26 protein-coding genes and 2 pseudogenes are annotated in these 26992 nt (G+C 70.2%); 11 read left to right on the top strand and 17 right to left on the bottom strand.

All coding sequences use genetic code 11. The features are described from left to right. Window positions 1-39 precede the first annotated feature (39 nt). Together urtA and V6U89_RS16925 are read right to left on the bottom strand one after the other, a co-directional pair. Entirely contained in the window at window positions 40-1284 is a 1245-nt protein-coding gene (gene urtA, locus V6U89_RS16930; RefSeq protein ID WP_334572160.1) for an urea ABC transporter substrate-binding protein, read from the bottom strand. A gap of 446 nt (window positions 1285-1730) precedes the next feature. After that, window positions 1731-2858, bottom strand: coding sequence for a substrate-binding domain-containing protein (locus V6U89_RS16925; protein WP_334572159.1), 1128 nt, complete (start codon window positions 2856-2858; stop codon window positions 1731-1733). A gap of 97 nt (window positions 2859-2955) precedes the next feature. Between V6U89_RS16925 and V6U89_RS16920 the strand changes: the two genes are divergently transcribed. Together V6U89_RS16920 and V6U89_RS16915 are read left to right on the top strand one after the other, a co-directional pair. Continuing rightward, window positions 2956-3411 carry a MarR family winged helix-turn-helix transcriptional regulator gene (locus tag V6U89_RS16920; protein ID WP_334572158.1) on the top strand — a complete coding sequence of 152 codons (456 nt, stop codon included), beginning with the start codon at window positions 2956-2958 and terminating at the stop codon, window positions 3409-3411. A gap of 48 nt (window positions 3412-3459) precedes the next feature. Then, complete coding sequence (locus tag V6U89_RS16915) at window positions 3460-3978, top strand: hypothetical protein (RefSeq protein WP_334572157.1); 519 nt, start codon at window positions 3460-3462, stop codon at window positions 3976-3978. Here V6U89_RS16915 and V6U89_RS16910 read toward each other — a convergent pair. Genes V6U89_RS16910 through V6U89_RS16885 form a run of 6 tightly spaced genes read right to left on the bottom strand, consistent with a single transcriptional unit; the run spans window position 3929 to window position 8449 of the window. Beyond that, entirely contained in the window at window positions 3929-4729 is an 801-nt protein-coding gene (locus V6U89_RS16910; protein ID WP_334572156.1) for an urease accessory protein UreD, read from the bottom strand. The two genes, V6U89_RS16915 and V6U89_RS16910, sit on opposite strands and share 50 nt — an antisense overlap. Beyond that, the gene (gene ureG, locus V6U89_RS16905; RefSeq protein WP_334572155.1) at window positions 4729-5451 is read right to left on the bottom strand and encodes an urease accessory protein UreG; all 723 of its coding nucleotides are present in this window, start codon (window positions 5449-5451) and stop codon (window positions 4729-4731) included. Before ureG ends, V6U89_RS16910 begins: the two co-directional genes overlap by 1 nt. After that, window positions 5441-6124: an urease accessory protein UreF gene (locus tag V6U89_RS16900; protein ID WP_334572153.1), complete on the bottom strand. Its 684-nt coding sequence runs from the start codon at window positions 6122-6124 to the stop codon at window positions 5441-5443. The genes ureG and V6U89_RS16900 overlap by 11 nt, the downstream gene beginning before the upstream one ends. Continuing rightward, the gene (locus V6U89_RS16895; protein ID WP_334572152.1) at window positions 6124-7827 is read right to left on the bottom strand and encodes an urease subunit alpha; all 1704 of its coding nucleotides are present in this window, start codon (window positions 7825-7827) and stop codon (window positions 6124-6126) included. Before V6U89_RS16895 ends, V6U89_RS16900 begins: the two co-directional genes overlap by 1 nt. Then, the gene (locus tag V6U89_RS16890) at window positions 7824-8150 is read right to left on the bottom strand and encodes an urease subunit beta (RefSeq protein ID WP_334572150.1); all 327 of its coding nucleotides are present in this window, start codon (window positions 8148-8150) and stop codon (window positions 7824-7826) included. The genes V6U89_RS16895 and V6U89_RS16890 overlap by 4 nt, the downstream gene beginning before the upstream one ends. Next, a complete protein-coding gene (locus V6U89_RS16885) occupies window positions 8147-8449 on the bottom strand; it encodes an urease subunit gamma (RefSeq protein ID WP_334572148.1) in 303 nt (100 codons plus the stop codon). The genes V6U89_RS16890 and V6U89_RS16885 overlap by 4 nt, the downstream gene beginning before the upstream one ends. Window positions 8450-9233: 784 nt before the next feature. Between V6U89_RS16885 and V6U89_RS16880 the strand changes: the two genes are divergently transcribed. Continuing rightward, the gene (locus V6U89_RS16880) at window positions 9234-9896 is read left to right on the top strand and encodes a C39 family peptidase (RefSeq protein WP_334572147.1); all 663 of its coding nucleotides are present in this window, start codon (window positions 9234-9236) and stop codon (window positions 9894-9896) included. A gap of 73 nt (window positions 9897-9969) precedes the next feature. Here V6U89_RS16880 and V6U89_RS16875 read toward each other — a convergent pair whose 3' ends face one another. The 5 genes from V6U89_RS16875 to V6U89_RS16855 form a co-directional block, all read right to left on the bottom strand. Beyond that, on the bottom strand, window positions 9970-10335 hold the full coding sequence (locus V6U89_RS16875) for a hypothetical protein (protein WP_334572146.1): 366 nt from the start codon (window positions 10333-10335) through the stop codon (window positions 9970-9972). 714 nt (window positions 10336-11049) lie between these two features. After that, entirely contained in the window at window positions 11050-11523 is a 474-nt protein-coding gene (locus tag V6U89_RS16870; RefSeq protein ID WP_334572145.1) for a hypothetical protein, read from the bottom strand. A 767-nt stretch (window positions 11524-12290) separates the two neighbouring features. Continuing rightward, a complete protein-coding gene (locus V6U89_RS16865; RefSeq protein ID WP_334572144.1) occupies window positions 12291-12626 on the bottom strand; it encodes a hypothetical protein in 336 nt (111 codons plus the stop codon). After that, window positions 12623-13735: a TRAFAC clade GTPase domain-containing protein gene (locus V6U89_RS16860; protein ID WP_334572143.1), complete on the bottom strand. Its 1113-nt coding sequence runs from the start codon at window positions 13733-13735 to the stop codon at window positions 12623-12625. The genes V6U89_RS16865 and V6U89_RS16860 overlap by 4 nt, the downstream gene beginning before the upstream one ends. A 42-nt stretch (window positions 13736-13777) precedes the next feature. Continuing rightward, window positions 13778-14023 (bottom strand): hypothetical protein, encoded by a 246-nt coding sequence (locus tag V6U89_RS16855; RefSeq protein ID WP_334572142.1) that lies wholly within the window; start codon window positions 14021-14023, stop codon window positions 13778-13780. A gap of 174 nt (window positions 14024-14197) precedes the next feature. Between V6U89_RS16855 and V6U89_RS16850 the strand changes: the two genes are divergently transcribed. Together V6U89_RS16850 and V6U89_RS16845 are read left to right on the top strand one after the other, a co-directional pair. After that, complete coding sequence (locus tag V6U89_RS16850) at window positions 14198-15526, top strand: toll/interleukin-1 receptor domain-containing protein (RefSeq protein ID WP_334572141.1); 1329 nt, start codon at window positions 14198-14200, stop codon at window positions 15524-15526. After that, window positions 15523-16584: a hypothetical protein gene (locus V6U89_RS16845; RefSeq protein WP_334572140.1), complete on the top strand. Its 1062-nt coding sequence runs from the start codon at window positions 15523-15525 to the stop codon at window positions 16582-16584. Before V6U89_RS16850 ends, V6U89_RS16845 begins: the two co-directional genes overlap by 4 nt. A gap of 698 nt (window positions 16585-17282) precedes the next feature. On the opposite strand, the pseudogene V6U89_RS16840 reads toward V6U89_RS16845, so the two are convergent. Then, window positions 17283-17757: pseudogene (locus tag V6U89_RS16840) on the bottom strand (IS5 family transposase); the annotation flags it as partial. 105 nt (window positions 17758-17862) lie between these two features. Beyond that, window positions 17863-18668, bottom strand: a protein-coding gene (locus V6U89_RS16835; protein ID WP_334572139.1) for an IS5 family transposase whose coding sequence is annotated in 2 segments (ribosomal slippage) — window positions 17863-18332 and window positions 18332-18668 — 807 coding nt in all. Because the reading frame shifts where the segments join, the coding sequence is not laid out codon by codon here. 130 nt (window positions 18669-18798) lie between these two features. Between V6U89_RS16835 and V6U89_RS16830 the strand changes: the two genes are divergently transcribed. The 4 genes and pseudogenes from V6U89_RS16830 to V6U89_RS16815 all read left to right on the top strand — a co-directional run bounded on the left by V6U89_RS16830 (window position 18799) and on the right by V6U89_RS16815 (window position 22548). Beyond that, a complete protein-coding gene (locus V6U89_RS16830; RefSeq protein ID WP_334572138.1) occupies window positions 18799-19356 on the top strand; it encodes a hypothetical protein in 558 nt (185 codons plus the stop codon). Between the two features lie 230 nt (window positions 19357-19586). Next, complete coding sequence (locus V6U89_RS16825; RefSeq protein ID WP_334572136.1) at window positions 19587-20600, top strand: ATP-dependent DNA ligase; 1014 nt, start codon at window positions 19587-19589, stop codon at window positions 20598-20600. Window positions 20601-20776: 176 nt separating this feature from the next. Next, complete coding sequence (locus tag V6U89_RS16820; RefSeq protein ID WP_334572135.1) at window positions 20777-21625, top strand: DUF4352 domain-containing protein; 849 nt, start codon at window positions 20777-20779, stop codon at window positions 21623-21625. A 72-nt stretch (window positions 21626-21697) separates the two neighbouring features. After that, window positions 21698-22548, top strand: a pseudogene (locus V6U89_RS16815) (IS5 family transposase). Between the two features lie 117 nt (window positions 22549-22665). On the opposite strand, the gene V6U89_RS16810 reads toward V6U89_RS16815, so the two are convergent. Both V6U89_RS16810 and V6U89_RS16805 read right to left on the bottom strand, forming a co-directional pair. After that, entirely contained in the window at window positions 22666-22989 is a 324-nt protein-coding gene (locus V6U89_RS16810) for an STAS domain-containing protein (protein WP_334572134.1), read from the bottom strand. Between the two features lie 218 nt (window positions 22990-23207). After that, window positions 23208-23453, bottom strand: a complete 246-nt coding sequence (locus V6U89_RS16805) for an ATP-binding protein (protein WP_334572133.1) — start codon at window positions 23451-23453, stop codon at window positions 23208-23210. 339 nt (window positions 23454-23792) lie between these two features. Between V6U89_RS16805 and V6U89_RS16800 the strand changes: the two genes are divergently transcribed. Both V6U89_RS16800 and V6U89_RS16795 read left to right on the top strand, forming a co-directional pair. Further along, entirely contained in the window at window positions 23793-24671 is an 879-nt protein-coding gene (locus V6U89_RS16800; RefSeq protein ID WP_442933938.1) for an IS5 family transposase, read from the top strand. A gap of 417 nt (window positions 24672-25088) precedes the next feature. Then, window positions 25089-26888, top strand: coding sequence for a hypothetical protein (locus tag V6U89_RS16795; RefSeq protein ID WP_334572130.1), 1800 nt, complete (start codon window positions 25089-25091; stop codon window positions 26886-26888). Window positions 26889-26992: the final 104 nt, after the last annotated feature.

Raw genomic sequence — 26992 nt, 5'->3', positions numbered from 1 at the left:
GTGGCCCGGGCGGCAGGGCCGCCGCCCGGGCCACGTCGGTCAGCTCAGGCCGCTCGCCCAGGGGTAGCTCTTGAGGTACGGGTCCGGCTTGATCGGCTGGCCGGAGTTCCACACCTCGGTGATGAGCCCGTCCGCGCCGACCTTGCCGATGCGGGCGGTCTTGGCGATGTGCTGCGTGGTGCCGTCGACGGTCACCAGGCCCTCCGGCGCCTCGAAGGTGATGCCGTCGGCCGCGGCACGCACCTTCTCCACGTCGAAGCTGCCGGCCTTCTCGACCATCGCCTTCCACAGGTGCACCGAGACGTACGCGGCCTCCATCGGGTCGCTGGTCGGCTTGTCCGCGCCGTACTTCTTCTTGTACGCGGCCACGAACTTCTCGTTCGCCGCGCCCGGCGTGGTCTGGTAGTAGTTCCAGGCCGTCAACTGGTCGGCGAGGTACTGCGTGCCGATGCCCTTGACCTCCTCCTCCGCGATCGATACCGACACCACGGGCATGGTGGCGGCGGTGAGCCCGGCCGAGGTGTACTCCTTGAAGAACGCGACGTTGCTGTCACCGTTGAGCGTGTTGAAGACGGCGTTCGCGTTGGACGATTTCACCTTGTTGACGATCGTGCCGAACTCGGTCGAGCCGAGCGGCGCGTAGTCCTCCCCGACGACGGTCATTCCGTTCGCCGCCGCGTACGCCTTGATGATTTTGTTGGCCGTCCGCGGGAACACGTAGTCGCTGCCCACCAGGTAGACCGACTTCACGCCCTGGGCCTTCAGGTAGTCGAGGCCGGGAACGATCTGCTGGTTGGTGGTCGCGCCGGTGTAGAAGATGTACGGGGACTGTTCCAGACCCTCGTACTGCACCGGGTAGAACAGCAGCGCCTTGTTCTTCTCGAAGACCGGCTTGACGGCCTTGCGGCTGGCCGAGGTCCAGCAGCCGAAGACGGCGGCGACCCGGTCCTGGCTGATCAACTTCTCCGCCTTCTCGGCGAAGGTGGGCCAGTCCGAGGCCCCGTCCTCGCCGATCGGTTCGATCTTCTTGCCGAGCACGCCGCCGGTGGCGTTGATCTCCTCTACGGCGAGCATGATCGCGTCGCGGACGGTGACCTCGCTGATGGCCATCGTGCCGGAGAGGGAGTTGAGCAGGCCGACCTTGACGGTGTCGCCGGAGACATCGGCGCTGACGCCGGCGGCGGTGTCGGTGTCGGTGGTCCTGCTGCCGCACGCGGCCAAGGCGGCCGCAGCGACCAGGGTCAAGGCGCCCGCCAGGATGCGGCGGCCCCGGATCAGTGACATCGATTCTCCCTGCGCTGAAGCGTGGAGCAACGGTCTGGTGGCGCCGAGCGGTGGTCGGCGATCGGTTCGGCAATGTCGTGGTTGACGTCGGTGTCGCGGTGCGGTCCGTTGTAGATGACGTCGGCGGCGAACGGTCGGCGGGTGGACGCCGGGCCGGCCGTCGCGGATCGGATATCGGGCAAGGGAAAGCTTGGATCCGCTTCATTGCGCGGATGTTTCCCACTCCTCAATTGACTGTTTCCGCTCGCTTTTTCGAGGGGTACGAAAAATGCCGGCGCCGCACCGACAGAGAATCGGCGTACGGGCACCGGCAAGCGGATATCGCCGCCCTCGGCGGCAATTAACACCCCGGGTCACGGGTCTCGTGGTATCCCGGATCCATCCCGGATACTTCACGCAGGAAGCATCTTAGGCGGCCGATGCGTCGGCATGTCAAGCCGCCCAGGTCACAGTTCGGCTCGGACGGTGAAGTCCAGCCCCTCGGCCTCGGCCAGGTAGATGCGCTGGCGGACGTGCCGCCGCCGCAGGCGCAGCTCACCCCGTGGCCCGTCGTACGACACCACGTCGGCGGACGCGTCCAACGCGCGCACGTCCAGCGTGCCGGCCGTCGCGATCAGCGCGGCGAGCAGCATGACGCCCTCGTAGCAGGACTCGCCCAGACTGCCCAACGGCGGCGCCTCCACCCCGAACCGTCGCGCGAACGCCCCGTGGAAGTCCAGGTTCTCCGGGGTGACCAGGCCGGCGAAGAAACCCGCCGTGCTGTACAGCCGCCGGGTGGCGGTCGCCCCGCTGGCCAGCAGCATGTTCTCGTCCATCAGCGTGCTGAGGCGTAGGCACCGCTGGTCCAGACCGGCCCGCGCGAATGCCCGGTTGAAACGGACCGCGTCCGCGCCGACCAGGAGCATCAGCACCGCGTCGGCGTCGCTGCGCTCGATGCGGCACAGCACCTCGGCGTACTCGTGCGTCGCCAACGGCAGGAAGTGCTGCCCGACAACCCGGCCGCCGCTGCGCACCGCGTACCGCCGGGCCGCCCGCGCCGTCCGTCGGGGCCACACGTAGTCGTTGCCCACCACGAACCAGCGGCGCACCCCCAGCTCACCGGCGAGCAGCCGCATTGCGGGCCAGAGCTGCGCGTCCGGCGTCTCGCTGGTGAGGAAGACCCCTTCGGTGCGCTCACCGCCCTCGTACAACGCGGTGTAGACGTACGGCACCCGGTGCGCGACCCGCGGGGCCACCGCCTGGCGCACCGACGAGATGTGCCACCCGGTAACGCCCTGCACGGCACCCACCGAGACCAGCGCCTCCACCTCGGCGGCCACGTCGGCCGGCGGCGCACCGCCGTCGACCGGCACCAGCCGCAGCTCCCGGCCCAGCACCCCGCCCCGGCGGTTGACCTCCTCCACCGCGAGCCGCGCGCACAGCTCGCAGCTCGGCCCGAACATCCCCGCCGGGCCGCGCATCGGGTAGACCAGCGCGACGCTCACCACGTTCCGGTCGACGATGAACCAGGGCGCCCCGGCGGTGAGGCGCTCCCCCGCCCACGGACGCCCGGCTCCGGGAACCGGTGCGGACATGAGGACATGGTGGCCGTACCCGTCGGCGCTGGCCAGCGCTCCCCACCCAGCGGGACGGCTGGGTACGATGGCGGGGCCACCGCCAGGCGGGAGTGCCATGTCAGACCTTCCCGGAGCACCAGCCGACCTGCTTCGGCTGCTCACCCGCGCCGAACGCCTGCTGTCCCGCCGCGTCGGCGCGGTCGTCGCCGCCGAGTCCCTCAGCATCGAGGCGTGGCGGGTGCTCTGCCTGCTCTCCGACGGCCTCGGGCACCCGATGAGCGACGTGGCCGCCGAGGCGTCACTGCCCCCGGGCACCCTCACCAAGCTGATGGATCAGCTCGTCGACCGCAACCTTGTGTTCCGCCGGATCGACCCGGCCGACCGGCGGCGCATCCGGGCGTACCTGACCGAGCGGGGCCGCCGCGAGCACGCCCGCCTCGACGCCACGGTCCGCACCGACCTGGCTGGACTGTCCACGTCGGACGACGCCGAGTTGACCCGTCAGCTCAATGACCTGATCGCCCGCCTCGACCCCGACCGCCGCCGCGCCGCGGCTCCCACCACTGCCTGAACAGCCGCCGTCCCTCAAGAAGCGCTCGGCTGCGCCACACTGTCCGGCATGCAGACACCGGCACCGGTCGTGATGTACGACACTGAGGTCGCGCTGGACTACGGCCGGTTCAGCCTCTGCGGCGCCCGGTGGGACGGCAGCGACCTGATGGATCTCCTCCATCTGGCGCAGATCGGCTCCCGCATCGCCAGCGACGAGTCCACCGTCGTCGTGTGCGTACCGCACCAGAACAACTTCTCGATGCCGCTGCGAGTGGAGGTGTGGGCCGAGCCGCCACCCCGGGACTTCGGCGCCTGGCAGGAGATCTTCGAGTGCGGGCCGGAGGTCGACGGCGGCGTCCTGTGGTATGGCTCGCCGACGATGGAGAACCGGCCCTACGAGGTGCCCGACGGACGGTACGGGGTCCCCATCTGCGGCCGGGGCTTCGTCAACCGCGGTTGGCCCGGATCGACCACCCCTGGAGACGACTGGCGGGTGCAGCTGTGGCCGTCCCGCCGGCGGTTGCCGGACCGGCAGATCAGGGCCTGGGAGCCACCACCGCAGCGCGGGGCCGACCAGGCGGAGTAGATCCACGGGGTGACCGGGGTCCGGATCGGGCCTCGTCCAGGTACGACCGGAGGGTGTGCGCGTCCGGGGCGGTCGCGGTCCACAGGGTCGCGGCGCCGCCGGCGAGCGGCAGGCGGGCGACGGTGCCAGCGACCGTCACCAGCGGCGGCTCGGCCGGCCGGGACGGGTCGAGCACCAGCAGCGAGCCGGTGGCCGGCGCGCCGCCGAGCACCGCCGGGCCGGCCCAGCCGGGTGCGTCCGGCCCGACCGCGAGGGATTGCCGCAGCAGCGGCCGGCCGCCGTGGTCGACGACGGTGTGTACGACCGCGTCGCCGGGTTGCTCGCCGTGCCGGCCGCAGACCAGCTCGTCGCGCCAGGACAGCGCCCCGCCGTCGGCCACGGAGATCCGCGACTCGGCGACGTGGGCGCAGCCGGCGGCGGCCACCTGCTGCTCCGGCAACCAGTGCAGGGCGGCACCGGCCTCCACCACCGCCCGGACCAGCATCCGCGAGGTCGCGCCGGGCCGGCCCGGCAGGGCCACCGAGGCGGCGACGGTGTGCACCCGTACCGCCGCCCCGGCCCCAACCTCGATGTCCAGCCGCAGGTCGTCGCCCGCGAGCGGCCCGGCCGCGCCGCCGACGACGTACGCCGTGACCCCACCGTCCCGGGCGGGAACCTGGCGCAGCAGCAGCGGCGTCTCCCCGCGCAGCTCGACCAGCGTGGTGCCGCCACGGCCGTCGGCCCGGGCCATCAGCCGGGCGGTGGCCCGCATCAGGCGGGCCCGACGGGCACGGCGGTGACGGCGCGGTGGTGGGACAGCTCGTGGCGGATCCAGGCGGCGACCCGACCCGCCGTGGGGTCCTCCCTGATCGACAGGAACACCGTCGGCAGGTCGCCCCGGCGGGCCCGCGCGTCGCGGTCCATCACGGACAGGTCGGCGCCGACCATCGGCGCCAGGTCGGTCTTGTTGATGACCAGCAGGTCGGCCGCAATCACCCCGGGCCCGCCCTTGCGCGGCACCTTGTCACCGCCCGCGACGTCCACGACGAAGATCTGCCGGTCCACCAGGCCCCGGCTGAACGTGGCGGTCAGGTTGTCCCCGCCGCTCTCCACCAGCACCAGGTCCAGCGGGCCGACCGCCTCGGCCAGTTCGTCGACCGCGTCGAGGTTGGCGCCGATGTCGTCGCGGATCGCGGTGTGCGGGCAGCAGCCGGTCTCCACGGCGCGGATCCGCTCCGGGTCGAGGACTCCGGCCCGCTTGAGGAAGTCGGCGTCCTCGGTCGTGTAGATGTCGTTGGTGACGACGCCCAGCCGCAGCTCATCGGCGAAGGCCCGGCAGAGCGCCGCGACCAGGGCGGTCTTGCCGGAGCCGACCGGGCCGCCGATGCCGACCCGGAGGGCACGGCCGGCGGGGGCGAGCGGTGGGTGCGGGTCGACGCCGGGGTCGGGGTGGGTGTGGGGTACGGACTCGTCGTGATCGGTCTCAGGACGCAAAGAGACGCACCTCCCAGGTGGCGTGGACTTCGGCGTGGATATCGGCGAGCGGTGCGGCGGCGGCCGGCAGGTCCTCCGGTGGACCGTCGGCGGCGTCCGCCGCGTCTCTGGCGGTGGCGTCGCACGCGCCGGCCAGGTCGACCAGCAGCGCGTGGACGTGGTACGGGTCGAGGCCGAGCAGCCGCAGACCGGCGCTGGCCGCCCCGGTGACCGTGCCGTACGCGGCGGCCAGCGCGGTTTCCGTGCGGTCCAGCCCGCCAGCGGCGCCGATCAGACCAAGCACCAGCGGCTGGTGGGGGCCACCGCCGGCCTCCGGCAGGTCGGCGAACGGGCCGTGCGGCCAGATCGTCCGGCCCGCCCGCAGCAGCGCCCGCCCTTGCCGGCGGGAGACCGCCCGCAGGGCCGGCGCGGCGGTACGCGCGTCCAGCTCGGCGTCGAGCCGGGCGAGCCGGGCACGCCGGTCCCCCGCCGGGGCGGCCCGGTGCGCCGCCGCCGCGAAGGCCGCGCCGACCAGCCCGGCGGTGGCGAGCCGGCCGCGCAGGAACGCCGCGAGCGTGCCGAGGTCGGTGACCCGCCGGGCGGCGACGGCCGCCTCCAGGCCACCGGAGTGGGCGTGCGCCCCGGCCGGGAACCGCCCGTCGGCGAGGAGCAGGAGCAGGCTCGGCGCGGCCATCAGAAGAGGAAGTACCGCTGCGCCATCGGCAGCTCCGGCACCGGATCCGGCTCCACCACCCCCCCGTCGACGCGGACGGTGAACGTGTCCGGGTCCACCTCGATACGCGGCATCGCGCCGTTATTCGGCAGGTCGGCCTTGCCCCGGCTGCGTACGTCGGCGACGGGCAACACCCGCCGCCGCACGTCGAGGCGCAGCCCGGCGTCGAGGGCGGCCGGGGCGACGAACGCAAGGCTCGTGGCGGCCGCCGCCGCGCCGTACGCGCCGAACATCGGGCGCGGCAGCGCCGGCTGCGGCGTGGGGATGGAGGCGTTCGCGTCACCCATCTGGGCGTACGCGATGAAGCCGCCCTTGAGCACCAGGTGCGGACGTACGCCGAAGAACGCCGGATCCCACAGCACCAGGTCGGCGAGCTTGCCCGGCTCGACCGAGCCGATCTCGCCGTCGAGCCCGTTCGCCATGGCTGCGCAGATCGTGTACTTGGCGACGTACCGGCGGGCGCGGTGGTTGTCGGCGGCACCGTCCCCGGGCAGCGCGCCGACCCGGGCCTTCATGACGTGGGCGCTCTGCCAGGTCCGCAGGATCACCTCGCCGATCCGGCCCATCGCCTGCGAGTCGGAGCCGATGATCGAGATGGCGCCCAGGTCGTGCAGCAGGTCCTCGGCGGCCATCGTGGACGGCCGGATCCGGCTCTCCGCGAAGGCCAGGTCCTCCGGCACGGCCGGGTTGAGGTGGTGACAGACCATCAGCATGTCGAGGTGCTCGGCGAGGGTGTTCCGGGTGTACGGGCGGGTGGGGTTGGTCGACGAGGGCAGCACGTTCGGCTCGGCGGCGACGGTGATGATGTCGGGCGCGTGCCCGCCCCCGGCCCCCTCCGTGTGGTACGAGTGGATCGCCCGGCCGTTGATCGCCTTGAGGGTGTCGGCCACGAACCCGGCCTCGTTGAGGGTGTCGGTGTGGATGGATACCTGCACCCCGGAGGCGTCCGCCACCCGCAGGCAGGCGTCGATCGCGGCCGGCGTGGTGCCCCAGTCCTCGTGCAGCTTGAAGCCGCCCGCCCCGGCGCGCAGCTGCTCCCAGAGCGCCTCCTCCGAGACGGTGTTGCCCTTGCCGAGCAGAAGCACGTTGACCGGGAACGCGTCCAGCGCCTCGTGCATGCGGGCCAGGTGCCACGCATTCGGGGTGACCGTGGTGGCGCGGGTGCCCTCGGCCGGGCCGGTGCCGCCACCGACCAGGGTGGTGATGCCGCTCGCGAGGGCCTCGTCGACGAGCTGCGGGCAGATGAAGTGCACGTGGGTGTCGACGGCTCCGGCGGTGAGGATCCGGCCGTTGCCGGCGATCACCTCGGTCGCCGGCCCGATCACCAGGTCGGGGTGGACCCCGTCCATGGTGTCCGGGTTGCCGGCGCGGCCGAGCGCCACGATGCGCCCGTCCCGCAGCCCGACGTCGGCCTTGACCACGCCCCAGTGGTCCAGCACGACGGCACCGGTGATGACGGTGTCCAGCGCCCCCTCCGCGCGGGTGGCCCGGGACTGGCCCATCGACTCGCGGATCACCTTCCCGCCGCCGAAGACCACCTCGTCCCCGCCGGCGCAGTGGTCGGCCTCGACCTCGATGAGCAGGTTCGTGTCGGCGAGCCGGATCCGGTCGCCGGTCGTGGGCCCGTACAGGTCGACGTAGCGGGCGCGGTCGACGGCGGTCACCGGCCGGCCCCCGTTCCGTCGAGGGGTCCGGCGCACTCGCCGCGCAGGCCGGGCACGATCCGCGCGCCGCCCAGCGGCACCAGGTCGACCTCGCGGCTGACCCCGGGCTCGAAGCGCACCGACGTGCCGGCCGGTACGGCCAGCCGCCGCCCCCAGGCGGCCGCCCGGTCGAACTGCAGCGCCGGGTTCGCCTCCGCGAAGTGGTAGTGCGAGCCGACCTGGACGGGACGGTCGCCGGTGTTGACGACGAGCAGGACGGTCACCGGCCGCCCGGCGTTGATCTCGACCGGCTCGGGCGCGGCCAGGATCTCGCCGGGGATCACGGGATCGGGTGGTGCACCGTCACCAGCTTGGTGCCGTCCGGGAAAGTCGCCTCCACCTGCACCTCCCTCAGCAGCTCGGGGACGCCGTCCTGGAGGTCGTCCCGGCGCAGGACGGTGCGTCCGGCGGACATCAGGTCGACCACGGTCCGGCCGTCGCGGGCGCCTTCCAGCAGGAAGGCGGTGATCACCGCGACGGCCTCGGGGTAGTTGAGTCGCAGGCCGCGGTCGCGTCGCCGGCGGGCGACGTCGGCCGCGACGTGGACGAGCAGGCGGTCCTGCTCGTGCGGGGTGAGATACACGGGTGCTCCCGGTGGGGTCGGTGCGTCCCGGCCCGCCGGCTCCGGGCACATGGCACCCGGGGGTCACGAGCAGGGAGTCACATGGACGCTGACCGACGCCGGCGGGGCGATCCCGGGACTCCACCATCCCGGCCCGCTCGCGCGCCACCCAGCGGTCGTCGGCTGCGGACCGCACCGCGCCACCGCTGAGCAGACCGTAGAGGATGCCCTCCCGTCGCGGCAACCGTCGAGGGGCGACCGTGGACGCGTGGTTCACCGGCACGCTCAGCCGGCTCGGCGGATCGGGGCCTGGGCGCAGGCGGATCCCTGGGTGCGACACGTCGGCGTATCCGACGACGAGCCGGCCCGCGTCCGCGAAAGCGGCCCCGGCAAAATCATGATCAACGCGGCATCTGAGGCCGGGTACGGGGGCTGCGAGCTCGGGGGCCGCTTGCGGCGTTGGTGCGGTCTGGGTGGGGTGTCCGGTTCTGGCTGGGTGTCCTGGGGGTGGATGTCCGGGATCAGGTCGGCTGTGCCGTGGTCGGGGCCACCCCAGTCATGAAATGGGTGGGTGGGCCGGGTCGTTGTACATGGCGTAACCGACAGGGGTGCCGTCGAGCGCCCCACCGGGCACCCAGCGGCGGCCACGGCCGGAATGGCCCCGGGCCCGGGACGGTTACATCCCCCGGACACCCGAGCACCCCGCCGGGTTGTCCCGTGAGACACCCTTTCCCGCGCGGTCGGCGTATCCCCCCTTCTTGTCTGCCGGACGCGCGATTCCCTCGAACGGAAGGCGTGATCAATCATGCGTACCGATCTTCTGCGTAAGACCGTGCTGACCGCTGCCGGTGCCGCGTTCCTCGGCGGTGCTCTGGCCGGCCCGGCGACCGCGTTCGCCGCCCCGGCCGACAAGCCCGCCGTGCAGGCCGACCGCAAGGGCGACCGCAAGGGCGGCGACAAGAACCGGGAGCTGGACGTGCGCTACGAGGCGCAGCCCAACTTCTACTACTGCGGCCCGGCCGCCGCCCGTAACGCCCTGTCCGTGCAGGGCAAGGACATCGACGTCGACTCGATGGCCGAGCGGATGGGCACCACCGAGGCCGGCACCGACTCCATCAACGACATCACCCCGGTGCTGAACAAGGAGACCGGCAAGGACGTCTACCGCAGCGTCGAGATCTCCGACGCCAAGGCTGACGAGAAGCAGACCGACAAGCTGCGCGAGGACGTCATGCGCACCGTCGACGACGGCCGCGCCGTGGTCGCCAACATCGCCGGCACCGCCTACGACACCGACGGCGGCGTGCACTCCTTCGAGGGTGGCCACTACATCAGCGTCACCGGCTACCGCGACGGCGGCCACCAGGTGAAGATCGCCGACTCGGCGAACCCGGACACCGCCGAGTACTGGATGACCACCGACGCGCTGGCCGACTGGATCGCCACCCGCGGCTACAGCACCTCCTGACACCCGGCACACACGACACGGGCCGGCCCCCACCCGGGGGCCGGCCCTTTCGTCGTCCCCGCACACCGGCCGGTCAGGAACGGCGGTTGCGCTGCTGGCTCAGGCGCTCGTCGAGGCGGCCCAGTTCGTAGATGCCGTTGAGGTCGGTCGGCAGCCGGGACACGTTGTCGGGCGCCGGCTCCGGATCCGGCGCCGGGCGGGGCGCGTCGGCCGGCGCCACCGCCGTCGGGGAGCGGCGCCGCCGCGTCAGCGGCAGCACCGGCACCGCCGCCGCGCTGAGGGCGAGGGCGTAGAGCAACAGCCGGTCGGTCTCCTCCGCGGTTTCGGTCGGGAGCGCCTCCGGAACTGTCGCGCTCCCGCCCGGCGCTGTCGACGTCGAAGCCCCGGGAACGCCGCCGGCGGGGACACCCGCCGGGGCACCGGCGGCGCGGCCGGGCATCGGCGACACCCCCGCCGCCGTGCCGGACGGTGCCGGCGTTGCGGACCGACCCGGCACCGAGGGGCCGGGGGTCGGCGACGGGTCGGGGCTCGGGGTGGCACCGCCGAGCAGGTCGCCGACCAGCCCGCCAACACCGTCGAGCAGGCCACCGACGAGCCCTCCGGAGGGTGCCGGGGGAGGCGGACGGGGTGGGCGCGGGAGCCAGCGCCAAGGTGAGGGCGAGCGCGGCCACGGCAGACATGTTCACCTTCGGGGGAACGTCGCCGATCGCTCGCCGGGTGCTGGGCAGCCGGCGTGGCTTGTCCACCTTCAACGCCGGGTTGTCGGCCGCATCCAGGTACCCGTCGGCCACCGCCCGCCGGTACAGGCAGCGCAGCGCGGCCACCAGATGTTCGGCAGCCGATCGGCCGCCCCGGTTGTTGCGTCGCGCCACCACATTGGCCTGCACCTGGGCGCGCAACTGCTCGATCTCAGACGGTCGGGGTTCGTCGATACGCCGATCCCCCCATGCCTGGACCACCCGACTCCAGTACGAACCGTACGCCCGACGAGTACCCGGCGACACCGCAGCGGCCACCACCGGCACGTACTCGGCGAACGTCGGGGCCGGCGGGCGAGTCGGCCGTACCTCCAGCAGATCGGCCGGGGAGATGCCCATCCGCTCCAGCAGCAACCGGGCCGCCTCCAACTCCGCCCGGCCAGCGAAGGTCTGACTCACGCCGCCTCACCCCCCGCCACGGCGGCGTGCACATCAGCCAGCAGCCGGTCGAGCACCGCAAGGGGATAGGCCACCAGCACGCCAGCGGCAGGGTCGGCAGCAAGCAGAACGCGGTCCCCGGCCGTCAGCCGGCACCACCGGCGCACCGCCAACGGCAGATGGAGGTGACCACGATCGCCGACGCAGTGGACACCATCGGTTGCCGGCCGGGCCACGATGATTCCCGCCTGCTCGCGGATGTCCAGCCGAGCCCCCGGCCCCCAGCCAAGCACCCGGACGATACTGCGATCGGCGACCCGGCCGCTCTTGTCAACCGCGCTCAACGCGTAGACGGCGTCGGTCGCTCGCGGGGATCCGGATTCCAACGCCGGTACGGGAAGCGGCCGTCGACTCCGACCCACCGGACCACCACCGGCACCGCCGCCGGGGACCACCTTGGGGATCACCGGCGGCACGAACGAGGCAGTCACCACGACCACCCCCGCCCGGCGGTCACCCGCAGAGACGCCAGAGGGTAGATGAGGTGTTCAAGCGCGCTTGAACACGAACACGTGAAACAGCACATAGATGCGGAAAATCTGTGTCCGAGGGGCGACGTCGACCACGAATCCATGATCGCCGTTCGTGGCGAACTACAACTCACGCCCAGGTAGCCGCATCAACCGTTGCTGGCGCCGACGTCCCGGCTCGTGATCGATGATCGATGATCGATGATCGACACGAACCGATGCCCATCTCGGGCTGCGCAACGTCGGCGCCATCTCGATCGGTCGACAGTCACCGTAGCTGGACTCGGCGGGGGCCGGGCTGCCAACGGCCCCTTCGGCGACCTGCGCGCCTATCCCGGGGCCGGGTGATGCCACTGTGGCCCACTACGCCGTTCTTGGGTAGCGGGCCACGGTCGCGTACCGGCCGCAGCCCGGTCAGCGAACCCCTGCGCGAAAGACGCGAACCACGTCGGCAAGCCGAGAGAGCTCAGCCGTGGCGAAGTACGGCCCTGCGACCGACTCCCTGAAGGGGCACGCCCCGAAGGGCACGAACAAGGCGAACTTTGGATATCGTTTCAACGGCTCCCGGAGGTTCCCGATGTGGGCGGGCCTGCGAGTGCCGGAGCTGCGCCCGCCGCCGAGCAGCTGGCCGGGCTATTGCGGAAGCAGGGCAACCTCGAGCGTCACGGGATTCGGGCTGAAACTTGTGTCGCTGAGCTCCAGCGCCACCGAGATGTCCACGATCGGCTTCAGACAGGCGGCCGAGGCATCTCCCAGACTCGCTCGAACTCCCCAGCCACCTGCGGCCACACCAGCGCAAGACCGTCCGCCACCGAACGGATCTCTGCGGCCTGCGGCCCGAAGATGACGAACTCGTGCGGGATCAGCCGGCCCGACTGGTCCTTACGCCCCAGGGGATCCACGATTCGTAACGCCACCCTGTCCCCGACAGGGTGGCAGATCTCCGGCGCATCGCCAGCGCCCACGAAAGCGGCTTCGTACTCCGGAAGGGGGTCCGGGAACCCGCCGGTGAGCAGGAAACGGAAACCCCACGCCCGGCCGCGGGTGGCCCAGATGAGGCTCATCGCACGCTCCGGAGCAGGATCTGGTTCTCTTCGCCCTTCTCCAGGTCTATCCGGAAGCCGGTCAGTGTGGCCGAGAGGAACTCCTTCTTGGACAGCGCCTCGGCGTTGACCGCCCGGAGCTTGTCTCCGGCCAGTTTCGCCGCGTTGCTCAAGAGGTCGGGACCGACGAGGTTCATCAGCAGGCCCAGCGGACCGGGCAGCCTGGTCCTAGCCAGCAGCGCGAGTGCCAGGTCGTCGGCACGGCCGAGAAGGGCCTCGAAGATGCGTGCTGGGAGCTGTGTCAACTCGTGCCACCGGTGATGCCGCTCGAACGGCAGGACGGCGGCCAGCGGCATGATCAGATCCAACCCGACCCGCTCGGTCACCGTGATCTTGCCCGGCTCGAACTTCGCCGACGAGAGCAGCACGAAATCCTCGCCCACCGACAGCGCCTCGCGGCCCTCCACCAGCCCGGCGATCGCCTCGCGCAGCTGCTCGAGGTCTTCGCATGCCTTGGCGACGAGCAGATCACGGAACCTGTATACGTCCATGTCCGGCAGGAGGTCGGCCTTCGACAGCGCCATCACCCATATCCGGGGAAACTGGGCGAGCGGCTTGCCGTCCTCCAGCAGCTCGTCCCGTAGCGACAGCACGCCGTTGCGGAAATTGCTGAACAGAGACTTGAGGTACCGGTCCTCCTCGCCCGCGTTGTCGAGCAGCTTCTGGCCATCCACCAGCAGCAGGGCGACGTCCGAGCTCAGCAGGGACCGGAAGGTGTCCGCGCGGCGCTGGGCCTCCTCCGGGCTCTGCACGGACTGCTCGAACCACTCCCCCGGATAGTCGTGCCAGACCACCCGCAGCACGTCGAACGGCCGGGACTTCGCCGCCGCGGGATCTGATCCGTCCTTCATCTGTACCTTGAAGGCGTACGACGTGGCGGCAAAGCGGGTGGTGAGCGGCAGCGTTCCCTCGTCCTTCATGCCGAGGTAGTTCTTGTGTAGCCGGTTGCCCTGGCCGATGTCCTCTGCCAGGACGTGGAACAGGCTCCTCTTCAGATACTGCGGCTCCTGCGTGGCACCGTAGAACGACGAGAGTAGGACGGTCTTTCCGCTGCCGCTCTCCCCGAACACTGCAATGTGCTGCTCGAACGCCCTCGGTTGCATGTGAGGACCTTACGCGAACCGGCGATCATCGCCGTGCACCGGCCAAGAGGCCGGCGCATCGGAAAGGAAGGCGATCGGCAAGCGCGGCACCGGCTTGCCTCGCAGCGCCTGAACGATCTTCTGGAACGTCGACGTCCACGCCCTCGGGACGGTCCCCCAGCGGACAGTCCGCCACCTTCGCTCAGGCAGCGCCATCGCCTCGAAGGCGCGCTGGACCCCGCCATACGCCGCGGGCCGGCGCTCGACCGTGCCCATGGTGGGGTCGAACCCACCATCGCGCGCACCCGCTGCCGGAACTGCTCCGCGTACACCGCACCCAGCCGCGTGCCATAGCTCTGCCCGGGATAGGTCAAGCCAGTACAGGAAGCCGGCCCGGGTCGGTACCTCTGGTTCTTGACGGCCGCGCAGGGTGCTTGCAATTGTCACCGGGTGACCGCACCCAGTGACCGGCTTAACGTCAAGGTCTTCCTCAGCCACCGCTACCGGTCGCCCGCGGTGAACCTGCAGTTCTTCGACCTGATTGACCAGGTCGCCGATGTCCAGTTCGAGGTCGACCGGGGGCTGAAGGCAACGAGCACGACCCGCCTGGAACGCATGATCCGCGACGTCGAGATCTTCGCTGGCATCTACTCGTTGAGCGACGATCCGTTTGAGCGTCTGCCGGCCGCAGATCTGGTGCGGGCCACCCGGTACTTCAAGCTCGAGCTCGACATGGCGATGCGCTACCGCAAGCCGTCGATCCTGTTCATCGACCGACGGTTCGGGAACAGGCTGCATGGGCCGCCGGGCTCCGTCAGCCTCCGCTACTCGGCGCAGGAGATCCTCAGCCAAGGCATGGAGACAACACGGCGGCATCTTCGCGACGAGTTCGCCACGTTCTGCCGATCGATCGCCAACCACTCTCAGAAGCGGTCAGCGCGCGACACCGCCGCAGTCGGATTGCTTGTACCGCCAACGGGCGAGGCGCGAGGCGCTATCGCGGCCGCCGTCGAGGCGTTCAACTATGCGGTGGAAGTCCTGCCCTGGCCCATCGCCATCGACGGTGGCTTCATCGCGCAGCTACAGAGGTGCGACTGGGTGCTGGCCGACCTGAGCCAACCGTCGGCCGTGGCCGCAGTGGCGTTCCTGCGGGGCCATGGGATACCTGTCCTGCGGATTGGGCCGGTGGATGGACCACCGGACGTCGCAACGGAAGAACTGATCTACGGCGAACTCGCCCCACACTACGCAAAGGACCTCATCCGTTGGAGCGACCCGGAGCGCCTGCAAGTCGCCTTGGAGGAACGGATCGGGCAGATCCTAAGTGAGCCAGGTCTTATCGACAACCGGGTCGACGCCCAGGGCTATTTCCAGTCGGCCGCCAAGCTGAATCACCTCGTGTTCCTCAGCTACGCGAAAGAAGATCACGAGTACGCCGATCGAATCGGCGCCGAGCTCAGTAGCGCTTTCCAAGAGGTCTTCGACTACAGGAAGCCGGCCGCAATACCACACGGCGCACGGTGGCTCGACCACATGCTGGCCAGCTTGGCGACGGCCGCGATCGGAGTGCCCCTGCTGTCGCCGAACTATGTCGCGAGCTCCTACTGCATGGAAGAAGGGCGACGGATGATGGATGCCGCTCTCGGCGGTCGAATGCGGGTGTTTCCGGTGCTGCTTGCGGACTCGGGCGTGGACCTGTTCAGCCAACTGGAATACCGTCGCGCCACGCGGATGTCTCCGACCGAGATCGTTGCCGGCATCGCCCGGGAGGTGGCATGAGCGCGCCAACGGTGGCTGTAGTGGGCAGCGTGGCGACAGGGCGTTCCTACGATCCACCGCTGCGTGACGTGGCGGTGGCCGCCCGCGCCGCCGAGGAAATCGGGCGCGAACTGGCACAGCATGGGTGCCGGCTGGTGGTCTTCAGCAGCGACGAAGGCTTCGTCGAGTCCGCCGTAGTGCGCGGCTACGCCCAGTCCGGCCAGGCGAGGCCGGGGGGCATCGAGGTGCGCGGTCCGTATCGGGCTGATCCCACGGACTTCCCCGAGGCGCAATCCAACCCCGAACTCTTTGACACGCGACCCGAGCCCACACCCGATTGGGAGGTTTCGTTCTACCGGGCACTGCTGCAGGTCGATGCAATCCTGCTCATTGGCGGCGGCCGGTCGACGTTCATCGCCGGGCTCATTGCGCTGTCCCGGCGAGTCGCAGTCGCGCCGGTCGGCACGTTCGGGGGATCTGCCGAGAAGGCGTGGCAACGCATGCACGGTGAGCCGGACGCCGCGTCTGAGGAAGACCTGTCGGCGATGGTGTCCAGGTGGCGTCCTGGTTCAGCAGAAGCAGTCGTCGGGTCACTGCTCCGGCAGCACGAACGGCGCTTGAGCGAGCAGGAACAGTTACAGCGTCAGACGACCGCCGAGACGCGCCGTCGAGCATGGAGCCTGCTGTCCGCGTTGGTCTTCCTGGCGGCGGGTCTCGCCACGCTGCCTGCGGCCACGGCGTGGCGGTCCGGCACCTGGGCGGCGGTAACCCTGCTCGTCTTCGGACCGCTGTGCGCGGCGGTGTCCGGGGCGCTGATCCGCAACGTCTTCGACGAGGTCGGCGAGTGGCTACGCGCCGCGGTGTTCGGCGCTGCCGCCGGTGGACTGTCCGCAGTTCTCTTTCTCGCGGCGCAGCTCACAACCAACCCGAATCTGCTCCAGGGAGACAGCGCCGCTCGTCTCGGATACTTCATCGTGCCAGTCGGGTTCGCTGCCGGGCTCGCGTTCGACGCCGTGCTGACGAAGCTACGCGGCACCGACGTGGTGAAGACTCACCCTGTCGATGCCGCAACGCCATGACAGCACAGCACAGCACAGTGCAGCACCCGCGTAGCAGGGGCTCAGGACCCAACAGGCCATGCCCGCGGGCTTCAATCCACTCCGAGGTCCTAGTCATCTCCGCAACGGGCGTTGGCGCGATCAGAACTTGTGCAGGTCCCGTCGACGAGACAAGACTGCCCGGCGCTGCAAAATGACAATTATGTGAGCCAAGCTGTAGCGGCTGCCGGTCCTGGAAGGTGAGACTCCAGTCCGACTGGCGGCGCCATGACCAGCACCTCCTGAGTGGTGACCTCTTCGACGAACCCCAAAAGCCAGGCAGCGGGGTTACGAGACGTCCCTTCGAGGCGCGTCCCCGCCCAGTTCACCGTCGGCACCCGGTGCGAGGACTGTCGACCCCCGCGGTGCTGTCGGCTTCGGTTTGAACGAAGCCGATCCCCGAATGCAGGTCCCGGAAGTCGAGGTTGGCTGGCACCTCGATACCGCCGCCGCGCGGGATCGTGATGCCCGGGAGGTCCAGCAGGCCCTCGGTCGTTTCCAGCCCTCACACAGCTCCCACAGAATTTCCGACAGGGCACCCCAGCCGCCGGCGGCGACCAGGTTGCCGCCCGACAGCCGCGACTTTGACGTGGCCAGCTCCACCAGCTCCATGTCGGTCAGGCCCCTGCCCCGGCCACGAGCGCCTGGTCGATGGACAGCTCGACCCGGGCCACGTTCTGGTCGATCAGCGGGAGCAGTTCGGTGACGTCGTTGCGGTTGCCGCCGGTCAGCGACACGGCCAGGGGAATGCCGGCGCCCTCGGTCAGGACGTGGTGCTTCGAGCCCGGGCGGGCGCGGTCGACCGGACTCGGGCCGCTTTTGGGCCACGTCGGGCGGCCCTCACGTGCGAGGAGTCGATCACGCGCGGGACCAGTCCAACTTCCCGGCTGCCTGCAGCTCGGCCAGCAGCAGTTCGTGCAGCCGCTGCCACACTCCAGCCCGGTTCCACTCCTCCAGCCGTCGCCAGCACGTCATGCCGGACCCGAACCCGAGCTGTTGGGGAAGGAACTCCCACTGAATGCCGGTGTGCAGCACGAACAAGATCCCGCACAGCACCTTGCGGTCCGGGATCCGCTTGCGTCCCGGGTGCCGTGGATTGCGCTCAGGCTTGGGCAGCAACGGCTCGATGCGCTGCCACAGCCCGTCCGACACAATCCACGGCGGCTGCTCGCCACGCCTCACGGCCCGACATCGTAGATCACCCTCTACAAGGGATGGAAGACCCAGAGATCATTTTGTTAGGACCTCTTAGAGGTCGTTTCACTTTGAGTTGTGGAGTTTCCGGAGGCAGATGGTTGTGCAGGCCAGGCTGAGTAGGGCTTGGTGGATGTCGGCGCGGCGTTCGTAGCGGGTGCGCAGGCGTTTGAAGGCGTGCAGCCAGGCGAAGCTGCGTTCGACGACCCAGCGCCGGCGGCCGAGGCCGGAGCCGTGGCCTGTGCCGCGGCGGGCGATGACCGGGGTGATCCCGCGGGCGCGGACGAGGTGGCGGTACTTGTCGTGGTCGTAGCCACGGTCGGCGTAGATCTTGCGAGGTCGCCGCAGCGGTCGGCCACGGCGGCCACGGATCGGTGGGATGGCGTCGATCAACGGGATGAGCTGGGTGACGTCGTTGCGGTTCCCGCCGGTCAGAGTCACGGCCAGGGGCGTGCCGGCGGTGTCGGTGATCAGGTGGTGCTTGCTGCCGGGCCGGCCGCGATCGACCGGGCTCGGCCCGACATGGTCCCCCCTTTGAGCGCGCGCACATGCGAGGCGTCGACCACCGCGTAGGCCAGGTCCAGGGCGCCAGCGGCACGCAGTTCGGCCAGGAGCACCTCATGCAGCCGCTGCCACACGCCCTGTTCCTGCCAGCGCGCGAGCCGCCGCCAGCACGTCGACCCGGACACCCCGAACGCCGAGGTGGGCAGTTGCTGCCACGGGATCCCGGTCCTCAGCACGAACAAGATCCCCGCCAAGGCCGCCCGGTCGTCACGAGCCAACCGCCCGGGGTAGCGGAACCGGCGGGTACGAGTCGGGATCAGCGGTCCCAGCCGCTCCCACAACCCGTCAACGATCTCTCTCTCACGCACAGCCCACCGATCTACCGCCCGCTGCTGCTGTCCACAAGCGACACGCCCAACTCAAACTGAAACGATCTCTTAGAGACACTGCTTGTCTGAGGGCAACCGACGCCGCTGATGATCACTAAGATCCGTGCGCATGACCGAACCCACTGCGGCTGCGCCAGCCGGCAAACGCCGGCTCCTCATCGCCGCAGCTGCCGTCGCTGTTGCCGTCCTCATCCTCGCCGTCGGTTTCGCGCTCGGACGTGGCTCTGATCAGCCGGAGGCGGCGGATCGCCAAGCGGCGGCTGCATCTCCCACCGCTGCCGCCACCACCCTGGCCGCCACGCCCAGCGCCTCGCCCACCCCGTCACCGAGCAGTTCGCCGAGCTACACGCCGAAGCTGCCGACAACGATGACCGACGAGGGAGGCGACTGCATCGACGACAAGCCCGACAAGTGTGGCTACTTCGTAGCCGGCAACAGCTGCAAGAACGTCGAGTGGTGCGAGAAGGACGACCTTGTCGAGCCGGGAAGGTGGGCGACCGACGGAGGTACCGGCCTGACCGACTGCATGTGGGGATTGTCCCTGCCGCCGGAGTACGGCTTGGATGACGGCGGCTACGCGACGTCCTACACGGAGGTCGACGTGCCCAAGGGCGCGATCTTCGACACCCACAATTGCCTCGCCGGCTGGAAGTGGCTACACCCGTAGCTGGGACTCCGAGAACACGACGACGGCCCCCGGTTTCGTGCGCGGGGGCTGTCGCCGTGCTCACGGTACTGAGCCATTCGCCCTGCCCGATCTGCGCCCGCGGCGCCATGCCGGTCCGGCACGATCGCGGCAGGGGGCCAGATGAGCACGGTGCGCAGCCAGGGTGGCTCGGCCCGGCCGGGGTGAGCCTCGGCCGGGCCGAGCCGGTGCTTCGTCGGCCGGTCGCCCCGATGCTCTCAGCGCCGGTGGACGTGGTGCCGCAGGGACCGCGCCTGGCGTACGAACCCAAGTGGGACGGGTTCCGCGCTATCGCCTTCGTCGAGGCGGCTGGCGTCTACCTTCAGTCGCGCGCCGGCAAGAACCTGACCCCGTTCTTCCCGGACATCACCCGGGCGATCCGCCAGACCCTCCCGCAGGGGGTGATCCTCGACGGGGAGCTGGTCGTGTGGGAGCGGGGGCGGACCAGCTTCGCCCGGCTGCAGCGCCGGATCACCGCCGGACGGGGCCTGCTGATGATGGCGCGGGAGCACCCGGCGCACTACGTCATGTGGGATCTGCTCGCCGACGCCGGCGGCCACGTCGCGATCAACGCGCCGCTGTTCGAGCGCCGGGCCCGGCTGGCGGAGCTGCTCGAGGATGCGCCCGCGCAGCTGACCCTCACGCCGCAGACCACCGACATGGACGAGGCCGGGGATTGGCTGACCACGTACACGGCGGCCGGGATCGAGGGTGTGGTCGTCAAGCGGCTGGACGGCCGGTACGAGCCCGGCCGGCGCGGCTGGCAGAAGTTCCGGGTGCGTGCGGCGACCGAGGCGATCATCGGCGGGGTGACCGGCAGCCTCGCCAACCCGGGCACGCTGCTCCTCGGCCGATTCGATCGACGAGGACACCTGCGCTACACGGGTAGGACGCACCCGTTGGCGATGGTCCAGCGCCGGGAGCTCCCGGCGCTGCTGTCCCCGCTCCGGCCGCAGCAGCACCGGGGCATCGTGGCCCCGCACCCCTGGCCGCAGCCGCGGCCGCCGAGCTGGAGCGGGCAGCTGGACCGACCCGAGCCACTGCGCTACCTGCAGGTGGAGCCGACCGTGGTGGCCGAGATCGAAGTGGACACCGCTTTCGAGAACCGGCGCTGGCGCCACCGGGTGTGGTACGTGCGCCCGCGGCTGGACCTGTCGGTGTACGACGTGCCGCTGCTGCTCGGCGACGAGGCCGACCCGTTCTGGGACGCCGCGGCCGGAGCGTAGACACCGGTTTGGCTCAACGTCCGACCTTCGGTCATCAGATCGGGCGTTTCCCCAGCTGACCGGCGTATACGACGGGACGGCCGGGGGACTGCGCCTGTGAAAACACTGTGACAACGTTGGATGCATTGCGCTCGGTACGGGGCAGCGCGAATTCAGACCTGGGAGACCACCACTCAATGACGACCCCCTACGACCCTGCCCACAACCAGCCGCCGGCTCCGGGCCAGCAGCCGATGCCGCCGACCGCCCAGTTCCCGCACGTGCCCGCCGGGCAGTACCCTCCGCCCCCTGGCCAGTTCCCTCAGCAGCCCGGCCAGTACCCGCCGCCGCCCGGCGGATGGCAGCAGCCCGCCGCGCCGGCGGCGCCTGCTGCCCGCAAGCGGCCCTGGCTGATCCCCACCCTCATCGGCGTCGGTGCGTTCGTCGTGCTGTGCTGCGGCGGGTCGATGGTGATCGGCCTGGCCAGCGACAACGGCAAGAAGACCGACGTGTCCGCCAGCAGCGACATCCCGGCCGTCACCACCAGCACCTCCGCCCCGGCCGCGGCGGCGCCGACCACCTCGGCCCCGGCGCCCGCGCCGGCGAAGACGACCGCAGCCCCGGCCCCGGCCAAGCCGAAGACCTTCGGCTTGGGCGACAAGGTGCGCGGCGGCGATTTCGAGTTCACCGTCAACAGCGTAAAGTGCGGGATCTCCCAGGTCGGCAGCAGCTACTTCAACCACAAGGCTCAGGGCACCTTCTGCCGGGTCAGCGTGACCGCCAAGAACGTCACCAAGAGCGCCCACCTGTTCCATGCCGACGGCACCATCACCGCCCAGGACGCCTCCGGCCGGGAGTACGACGTCGACGGGGAAGCCGCCATCTACGGCAACGACGACGCCAAGGGCTTCCTCGACGAGATCAACCCGGGCAACTCGGTGAAGGCGAACGTCTACTTCGACGTGCCGAAGGGCACGAAGCTGAAGACGATCACCTTCGGCGCCGGCCTGTTCACCCTCGCCGAGGACGCCGTCGTCACCCTCTGACCGGCCGCTCTTCGAGAGAGGCGTGACCTAGGCGGTGTCTTCAAAGGATCTTGGTGTCGGATGATGTAGCGCGTGGGTCGTCGCTACGAGCTGTCTGACGTCGAGTGGGAAGCGCTGTCGCGGTACCTGCCGTCGGCGGTAACCGGTGGTCGTCCGCGGGCTGATGACCGGCGGGTGCTCAACGGAATCGTGTGGAAGATCCGGGCGGGCGCGGCGTGGCGGGACGTACCCGCCCGGTACGGGTCCTGGCAGTCGATCTACACCCGTTTCCGCAGGTGGGCCCTGGATGGCACGTTCGCGCGGATGCTGGCCGGTGCGCAGGCCGACGCGGACGCGGCCGGGGACATCGACTGGCTGGTGTCGGTCGACTCGACCATCGTGCGAGCCCACCAGCACTCCGCCGGCGCTAAAGGGGGCGCCGAGAAACGGACGAACCACAAGATCACGCCCTCGGTCGAAGTCGAGGTGGACTGACCACCAAGATTCACCTCGCCTGCGACGGCCTCGGCCGCACTCTCGCCTTCGTGCTCTCTGGTGGCAACGTCAACGACTGCACCCGCTTCGCCCACGCCATGGCTGCCATCCGTGTTGAGCGAGTAGGAACTGGCCGCCCTCGGGTCCGCCCGGACCACGTCATCGCCGACAAGGGCTACAGCTCGAAGTCCATCCGGTCCGAACTGCGTCGACGAGGCATCGGGCACACCATTCCTGAGCGCGCTGACCAGCATGCCAACCGCCGCCGACGAGGCAGTCGGGGCGGCCGGCCGCCGGTGTTCGACAAGCATCTCTACAAGCGCCGCAACGTCGTGGAGCGCTGCTTCAACCGGCTCAAGCAGTGCCGCAGCGTCGCTACCCGCTACGACAAGACCGCAACCTCGTACCAGGCCACGGTCACCATCGCCGCGCTACTGCAATGGTTGTGAGCCTTTGAAGACACGGCCTAGGGCTGGGCTGCGCCATGTGCCCCTACGTCCGGGTGGACCCGATCGTCAGCGCCGGCTGCACCCCGTGCCGGACCGATAGCTAGTCCGCCTGACGGCCTACTCGCCAGAGTCGGGCGTGGTGAGCATTGGCAGGATCCCGGTCATCGCCAGCACACGCCGGACGTGGCCGGTGGGATTGACCAGGACGAGGCTGACGCCCGTGTCCGTGGCACTGTGGTGGGCGTTGACGAATGCGCTCAGCACAGTGGAGTCGATGAAGCTGACCCGCGCCAGGTCGACCTGCACGCGCGGCGCGCGGGCGATCGCGGCCTGCAGGAGTTCCCCCAGCGCGCAGGCTCCGGCCATGTCGAGTTCGCCGAACAGGGTCACCACGGCGGTCCCGTCGCTCACCGTCGTCTCTGACTTCCACGTCTGCTTCACGCCGGACCTCACCCGCTCGCCTGTGCGCCGGGGAGGCGGGTCGTGACCGTCGCCGTCATGCCGTGAGGCCCGCTTTGAATGACGAGGCTGTCGGTGAACTGCTGGGCCAGCCAGAGTCCCCGGTGGCCCGGCGTTCCGGGGCGCGGCAACGCGACCTGCAGATCCTCTGCTCCGGGACCGTCGTCGCTCACCTGGCAGGACAGGGATACTGCGTCACACTACAAGCGGAGCTGCCCGGTGCCGCCACCGTGGCGAACGACGTTGGTGACCAGCTCGTGCACCGCCAAGACGAAGTCCTCCAACGTGCTACCAGCCAGACCGGCCGCGCCGGCGGCCGCGGCCACAGCATGCCGCAGCCGCGTCACCGCGACCTCGGTGATCGATTCCGACAGTAGCGTCGTGACCGGGAAGCGCCAACCGGCCGAGTCACCCTCACCAGTCTCGACCGAGCCACCCCTGCTCACGTGCGCACCGTACACCTCGCAGATGGCCTCCGCTGAGGATCTTGGCGTCGAGCATGGCTGGGGCGCTGTACGACGAACCTGGCCGGCAGGGATCACGGGGGCGGCCCCCATGTTGGCCTAACGGTACCGCTCTGCCGGGCACGGATCGGGCACCGAAGAGCGACCTGTGAGCTGGCCACCACCCACGCTGGCCGGGCGCCGCTAAGGCCTGTCTCGTAAGTCAGGCTGGCAGCGCCGAGGTCACGGCGTGGCGGCGATCGACAGCTGAAGAGGTCTCCGGTATCTGGTTCTGCGACCAAGCAAGAACTTCATACCGGAGACCTCGTGCCCAGCGTAACGGTGACGAGGCGGCATGACCTGACCGACAGGCAGTGGGCTGTTCTGGCTCCGCTGCTGCCTGCCGCGCCGAGGACGGGTCGTCCGCCGAAGTGGGAGAAACGACAGCTCATCGACGGGATCCGGTGGCGGATCCGCATCGGTGCCCCGTGGCGTGACGTGCCGGCCGAGTACGCGCCCTGGCCCACCGTCTACGGCCTGTTCCGCCGCTGGCAGCGTGACGGGACCTGGGACAAGATCCTGTCCGCGTTACAGGCTGCCGGCGACGCGACCGGCCGGATCGGATGGACGGTGAGCGTGGACTCGATGACCAGCCGCGCCCACCAGCACGCCGCCGGCGCTCGCACCGACGGGCATCTACAGAAGGAACCGCCCGGCGGTGTGCACGAGGAGCCGGCCGATCATGCGTTGGGCCGCTCGCGCGGCGGGCTGACCACCAAGACTCATCTGGCCTGCGAGCAGGGACAGAAGGTCCTCTCCCTGATCGTGACCGCCGGGCATCGTGGTGACAGCCCGCAGTTCATTCCCGTCCTGCGCCGCATCCGCGTGACCCGTCTCGGCGTGGGCCGGCCTCGGACCAGCCCCGACCTGGTCCTGGCCGACAAGGCCTACACCAGTCGCGGCAACCGCAGTCATCTGCGCTCACGCGGGATCAAGGCCTGCATCCCCAGCAAGACCGACCAGGACGCCCACCGCAAGGCCAAAGGCTCCAAGGGCGGGCGCCCACCTGCCTTCGACCCGCAGCTCTACCGGCTACGCCACGCTGTCGAGAACGGCATCAGCCGACTTAAACGCCACCGCGGCGTCGCCACCCGCTACGACAAACTCGCAGTCCGCTTCCAAGCCGTCCTGACCATCACGATCATCACCGAGTGGCTCTGACCGGCTTATGAAACACGCCTTAGACCCCTGCTCCAGATGGCGGCCCCGGGTTCCTCGGATTCTCCGTCCGGGTCACCCGCTACCGCTGGCCAACGCGGCGCTGGCCGCCGTGACCGGCTACGCGGCACGCAGACGGGGCGAGGAGGAACGGAACGGGAATTGGCGCTGGCGCGCTCGTCTGCACTCACAAGAGCGATGACGACGTACGTGCAGTCGGGTCCCGCCGCCGGGCGAAACGCCGTCCGGATCCCGGCAGGACGCCGGACTTCTGGTCGGCACTGACACGTCGAGCGGCCCGAACCAGGGGCGGGAGCTTGCGGGTCCCAGAGATGTGGGACTGCCCTGGGACTGCGGTCCCTTCCGGAAGCGGCGCGCCGGGGCGATCGTGGAGATCAACCAGCAGGCGAAGGGCGGCGGGTGATTCTGATGGTCAGGTGGAGCCGCGAGAGGTGGAGCAACTGGGCCGGCGATGTGGTCGTCGAACACCCGGAGCGCCGCTACCACCCCGCCTGCCTGGCCGACCTCCTCAGCATCGTCCGCGACGCCGGGAGGGAACAGCCATCGCGTCGCCTGCGTGCCTGCGGCAGCCACTGGTCGTTCTCCGACATCGCCGTGAGTCCCGACTGGTTCATCGAAACCCGTGACCTGCGCGCCACCCTCTACGACGTCATCCCGGCCGCCCTCACCGACAGGGCCCGCCACCACCTGCTACAGCAGGACGGCGCGCTGGAGATCTACAGCTACTACCACGTTGAAGCCGGCATCACGGTCCGTGACCTTAACCTGCGCCTCGACCGCCAACCACTGCCAGCTGCCGACCGGCGGTGGGCAGCCATGCCCGTCGACGCCATCCCCGACCAGTGGCCCGGCGCCGGGAAACGGTGGGCACTGCCGACCATGGGTGGCGCCGCGGGGCAGACACTCGCCGGCGCCATCTCCACCGGCACTCACGGTGGCGACCACGACCTGCCCCCCATGGCGGACATGGTCGTCGCCATCCACCTCATCGGCCCCGACGGCCGGCAATGGTGGATCGAACGCGACAGCCCCATCACGGACCCGCACCGACTCCACACCGCCCTGCCCGGGGTGAACCACCGCGCGAGCACCGAACTGTTCAACGCGGTCCTCGTCTCCGCCGGACGCATGGGCATCATCTACTCCCTCGTGCTGCGCGTCGTCGAACAGTTCTGGCTGGAGCAGACCACGACCGCCTCCCACTGGAGCACGGAAGCCCCCGGCCTCAGGCCACCGTTCCACGCCTTCACCCGCATCCGACCCGGGCAGGACGAGGCAACACCCACCCGGTTCCTCGAAACCGTCGTCCTGCCCTACGCCGGCATCAACGGCGATCACACCTGCTACCTCACCGCACGCTGGACAGCAGCCGCAGGGGACGGTGACCGGCGGCCGAAGAGCGTGGGCTTCTTCACCCTGCTGTGCCGCCATTCGACGATCACACCGATCGTCCTGATCCTCATCGGCGCCACCGTCCTGGCCATCGGCGTGTCCTGGCTCGTCCCCGGCGTTGGTGCCGTACTGGTCACCGCGGAGGTGCTGGTCCTGCTCGGGCTGATCGCGCTGCTGATCTTCGCGCGGATGTCGCTGGGCGACCTGGTCGCCCGCGCCTGCAACCTGGCCAATCGCCTCGGCCGGCCCTGGCTCGTCCGCCGCGCCATCGAGGCGATCATCCGCCGGGCACGGCCGAGTGTGACCACGTCCGATGTCGGCTACGAGATGATGGACCTCGCGGAGTCCGGCGGTGAGTGCTACCGGGCCGACTCGATGGAGGCCTTCTTCGACGCGGACGCCGGACAACACGTGGACTTCCTCGAGCAGGACCTGTTCCCCGCGTTCGAGCGGTCCGCCAGGGCGGGCCGCACCGTGGCCGGCTACGTTTCACTGCGTTTCACCCGCCGGTCATCGGCCTTGCTGGCGATGCAGCAGTGGGACCATACCTGCGCCGTCGAGGTCGCGCTCCTCAAGGGCATCGACGGTAACGCCGAGGTGCTGCACGCCCTGGAGGTGGCGGCGCTGGCGCGCGGCGGCACCATTCACTGGGGCCAGCGCAACACCACCGACCTGGCCGCCGTCGCCGCCTCGTACCCAGGTCTGCAGCGGTGGCGGGCGTGCCTCGCCGAGATCATCGGAGACAGCGACCCGGCCACCTTCGACAACGCCTTCTGCGCGACCCGCGGCCTCGAACCGCATCCGTGACCGACGCCCGGTCCCAGGTCATCGTCCCGTCCGGCATTCTCCGCAGCGGCGGGATCCTGCTCCCTGTCGATCGGGCCGTCAGGCGCCCGAGACTCCGGTGAGCG

Source organism: Micromonospora sp. CPCC 206171, assembly GCF_036906755.1.
Classification (GTDB): domain Bacteria; phylum Actinomycetota; class Actinomycetes; order Mycobacteriales; family Micromonosporaceae; genus Micromonospora; species Micromonospora purpureochromogenes.
This window is presented reverse-complemented; position numbering and strand designations above follow the sequence as displayed.

What these genes read in the sequence shown, in the direction of transcription:
- V6U89_RS16915 (WP_334572157.1), top strand. Translation starts at nt 3,460, where the DNA reads ATGCAGACACCGGCACCGGTCGTGATGTACGACACTGAGGTCGCGCTG.
- V6U89_RS16830 (WP_334572138.1), top strand. Translation starts at nt 18,799, where the DNA reads ATGACCGAACCCACTGCGGCTGCGCCAGCCGGCAAACGCCGGCTCCTC.
- V6U89_RS16825 (WP_334572136.1), top strand. Translation starts at nt 19,587, where the DNA reads ATGCTCTCAGCGCCGGTGGACGTGGTGCCGCAGGGACCGCGCCTGGCG.
- V6U89_RS16880 (WP_334572147.1), top strand. Translation starts at nt 9,234, where the DNA reads ATGCGTACCGATCTTCTGCGTAAGACCGTGCTGACCGCTGCCGGTGCC.
- V6U89_RS16845 (WP_334572140.1), top strand. Translation starts at nt 15,523, where the DNA reads ATGAGCGCGCCAACGGTGGCTGTAGTGGGCAGCGTGGCGACAGGGCGT.
- V6U89_RS16820 (WP_334572135.1), top strand. Translation starts at nt 20,777, where the DNA reads ATGACGACCCCCTACGACCCTGCCCACAACCAGCCGCCGGCTCCGGGC.
- V6U89_RS16900 (WP_334572153.1), bottom strand. Translation starts at nt 6,124, where the DNA reads ATGGCCGCGCCGAGCCTGCTCCTGCTCCTCGCCGACGGGCGGTTCCCG.
- V6U89_RS16910 (WP_334572156.1), bottom strand. Translation starts at nt 4,729, where the DNA reads ATGCGGGCCACCGCCCGGCTGATGGCCCGGGCCGACGGCCGTGGCGGC.
- V6U89_RS16920 (WP_334572158.1), top strand. Translation starts at nt 2,956, where the DNA reads ATGTCAGACCTTCCCGGAGCACCAGCCGACCTGCTTCGGCTGCTCACC.
- V6U89_RS16865 (WP_334572144.1), bottom strand. Translation starts at nt 12,626, where the DNA reads ATGAGCCTCATCTGGGCCACCCGCGGCCGGGCGTGGGGTTTCCGTTTC.
- urtA (WP_334572160.1), bottom strand. Translation starts at nt 1,284, where the DNA reads ATGTCACTGATCCGGGGCCGCCGCATCCTGGCGGGCGCCTTGACCCTG.
- V6U89_RS16855 (WP_334572142.1), bottom strand. Translation starts at nt 14,023, where the DNA reads ATGGGCACGGTCGAGCGCCGGCCCGCGGCGTATGGCGGGGTCCAGCGC.
- V6U89_RS16875 (WP_334572146.1), bottom strand. Translation starts at nt 10,335, where the DNA reads ATGCCCGGCCGCGCCGCCGGTGCCCCGGCGGGTGTCCCCGCCGGCGGC.
- V6U89_RS16925 (WP_334572159.1), bottom strand. Translation starts at nt 2,858, where the DNA reads ATGTCCGCACCGGTTCCCGGAGCCGGGCGTCCGTGGGCGGGGGAGCGC.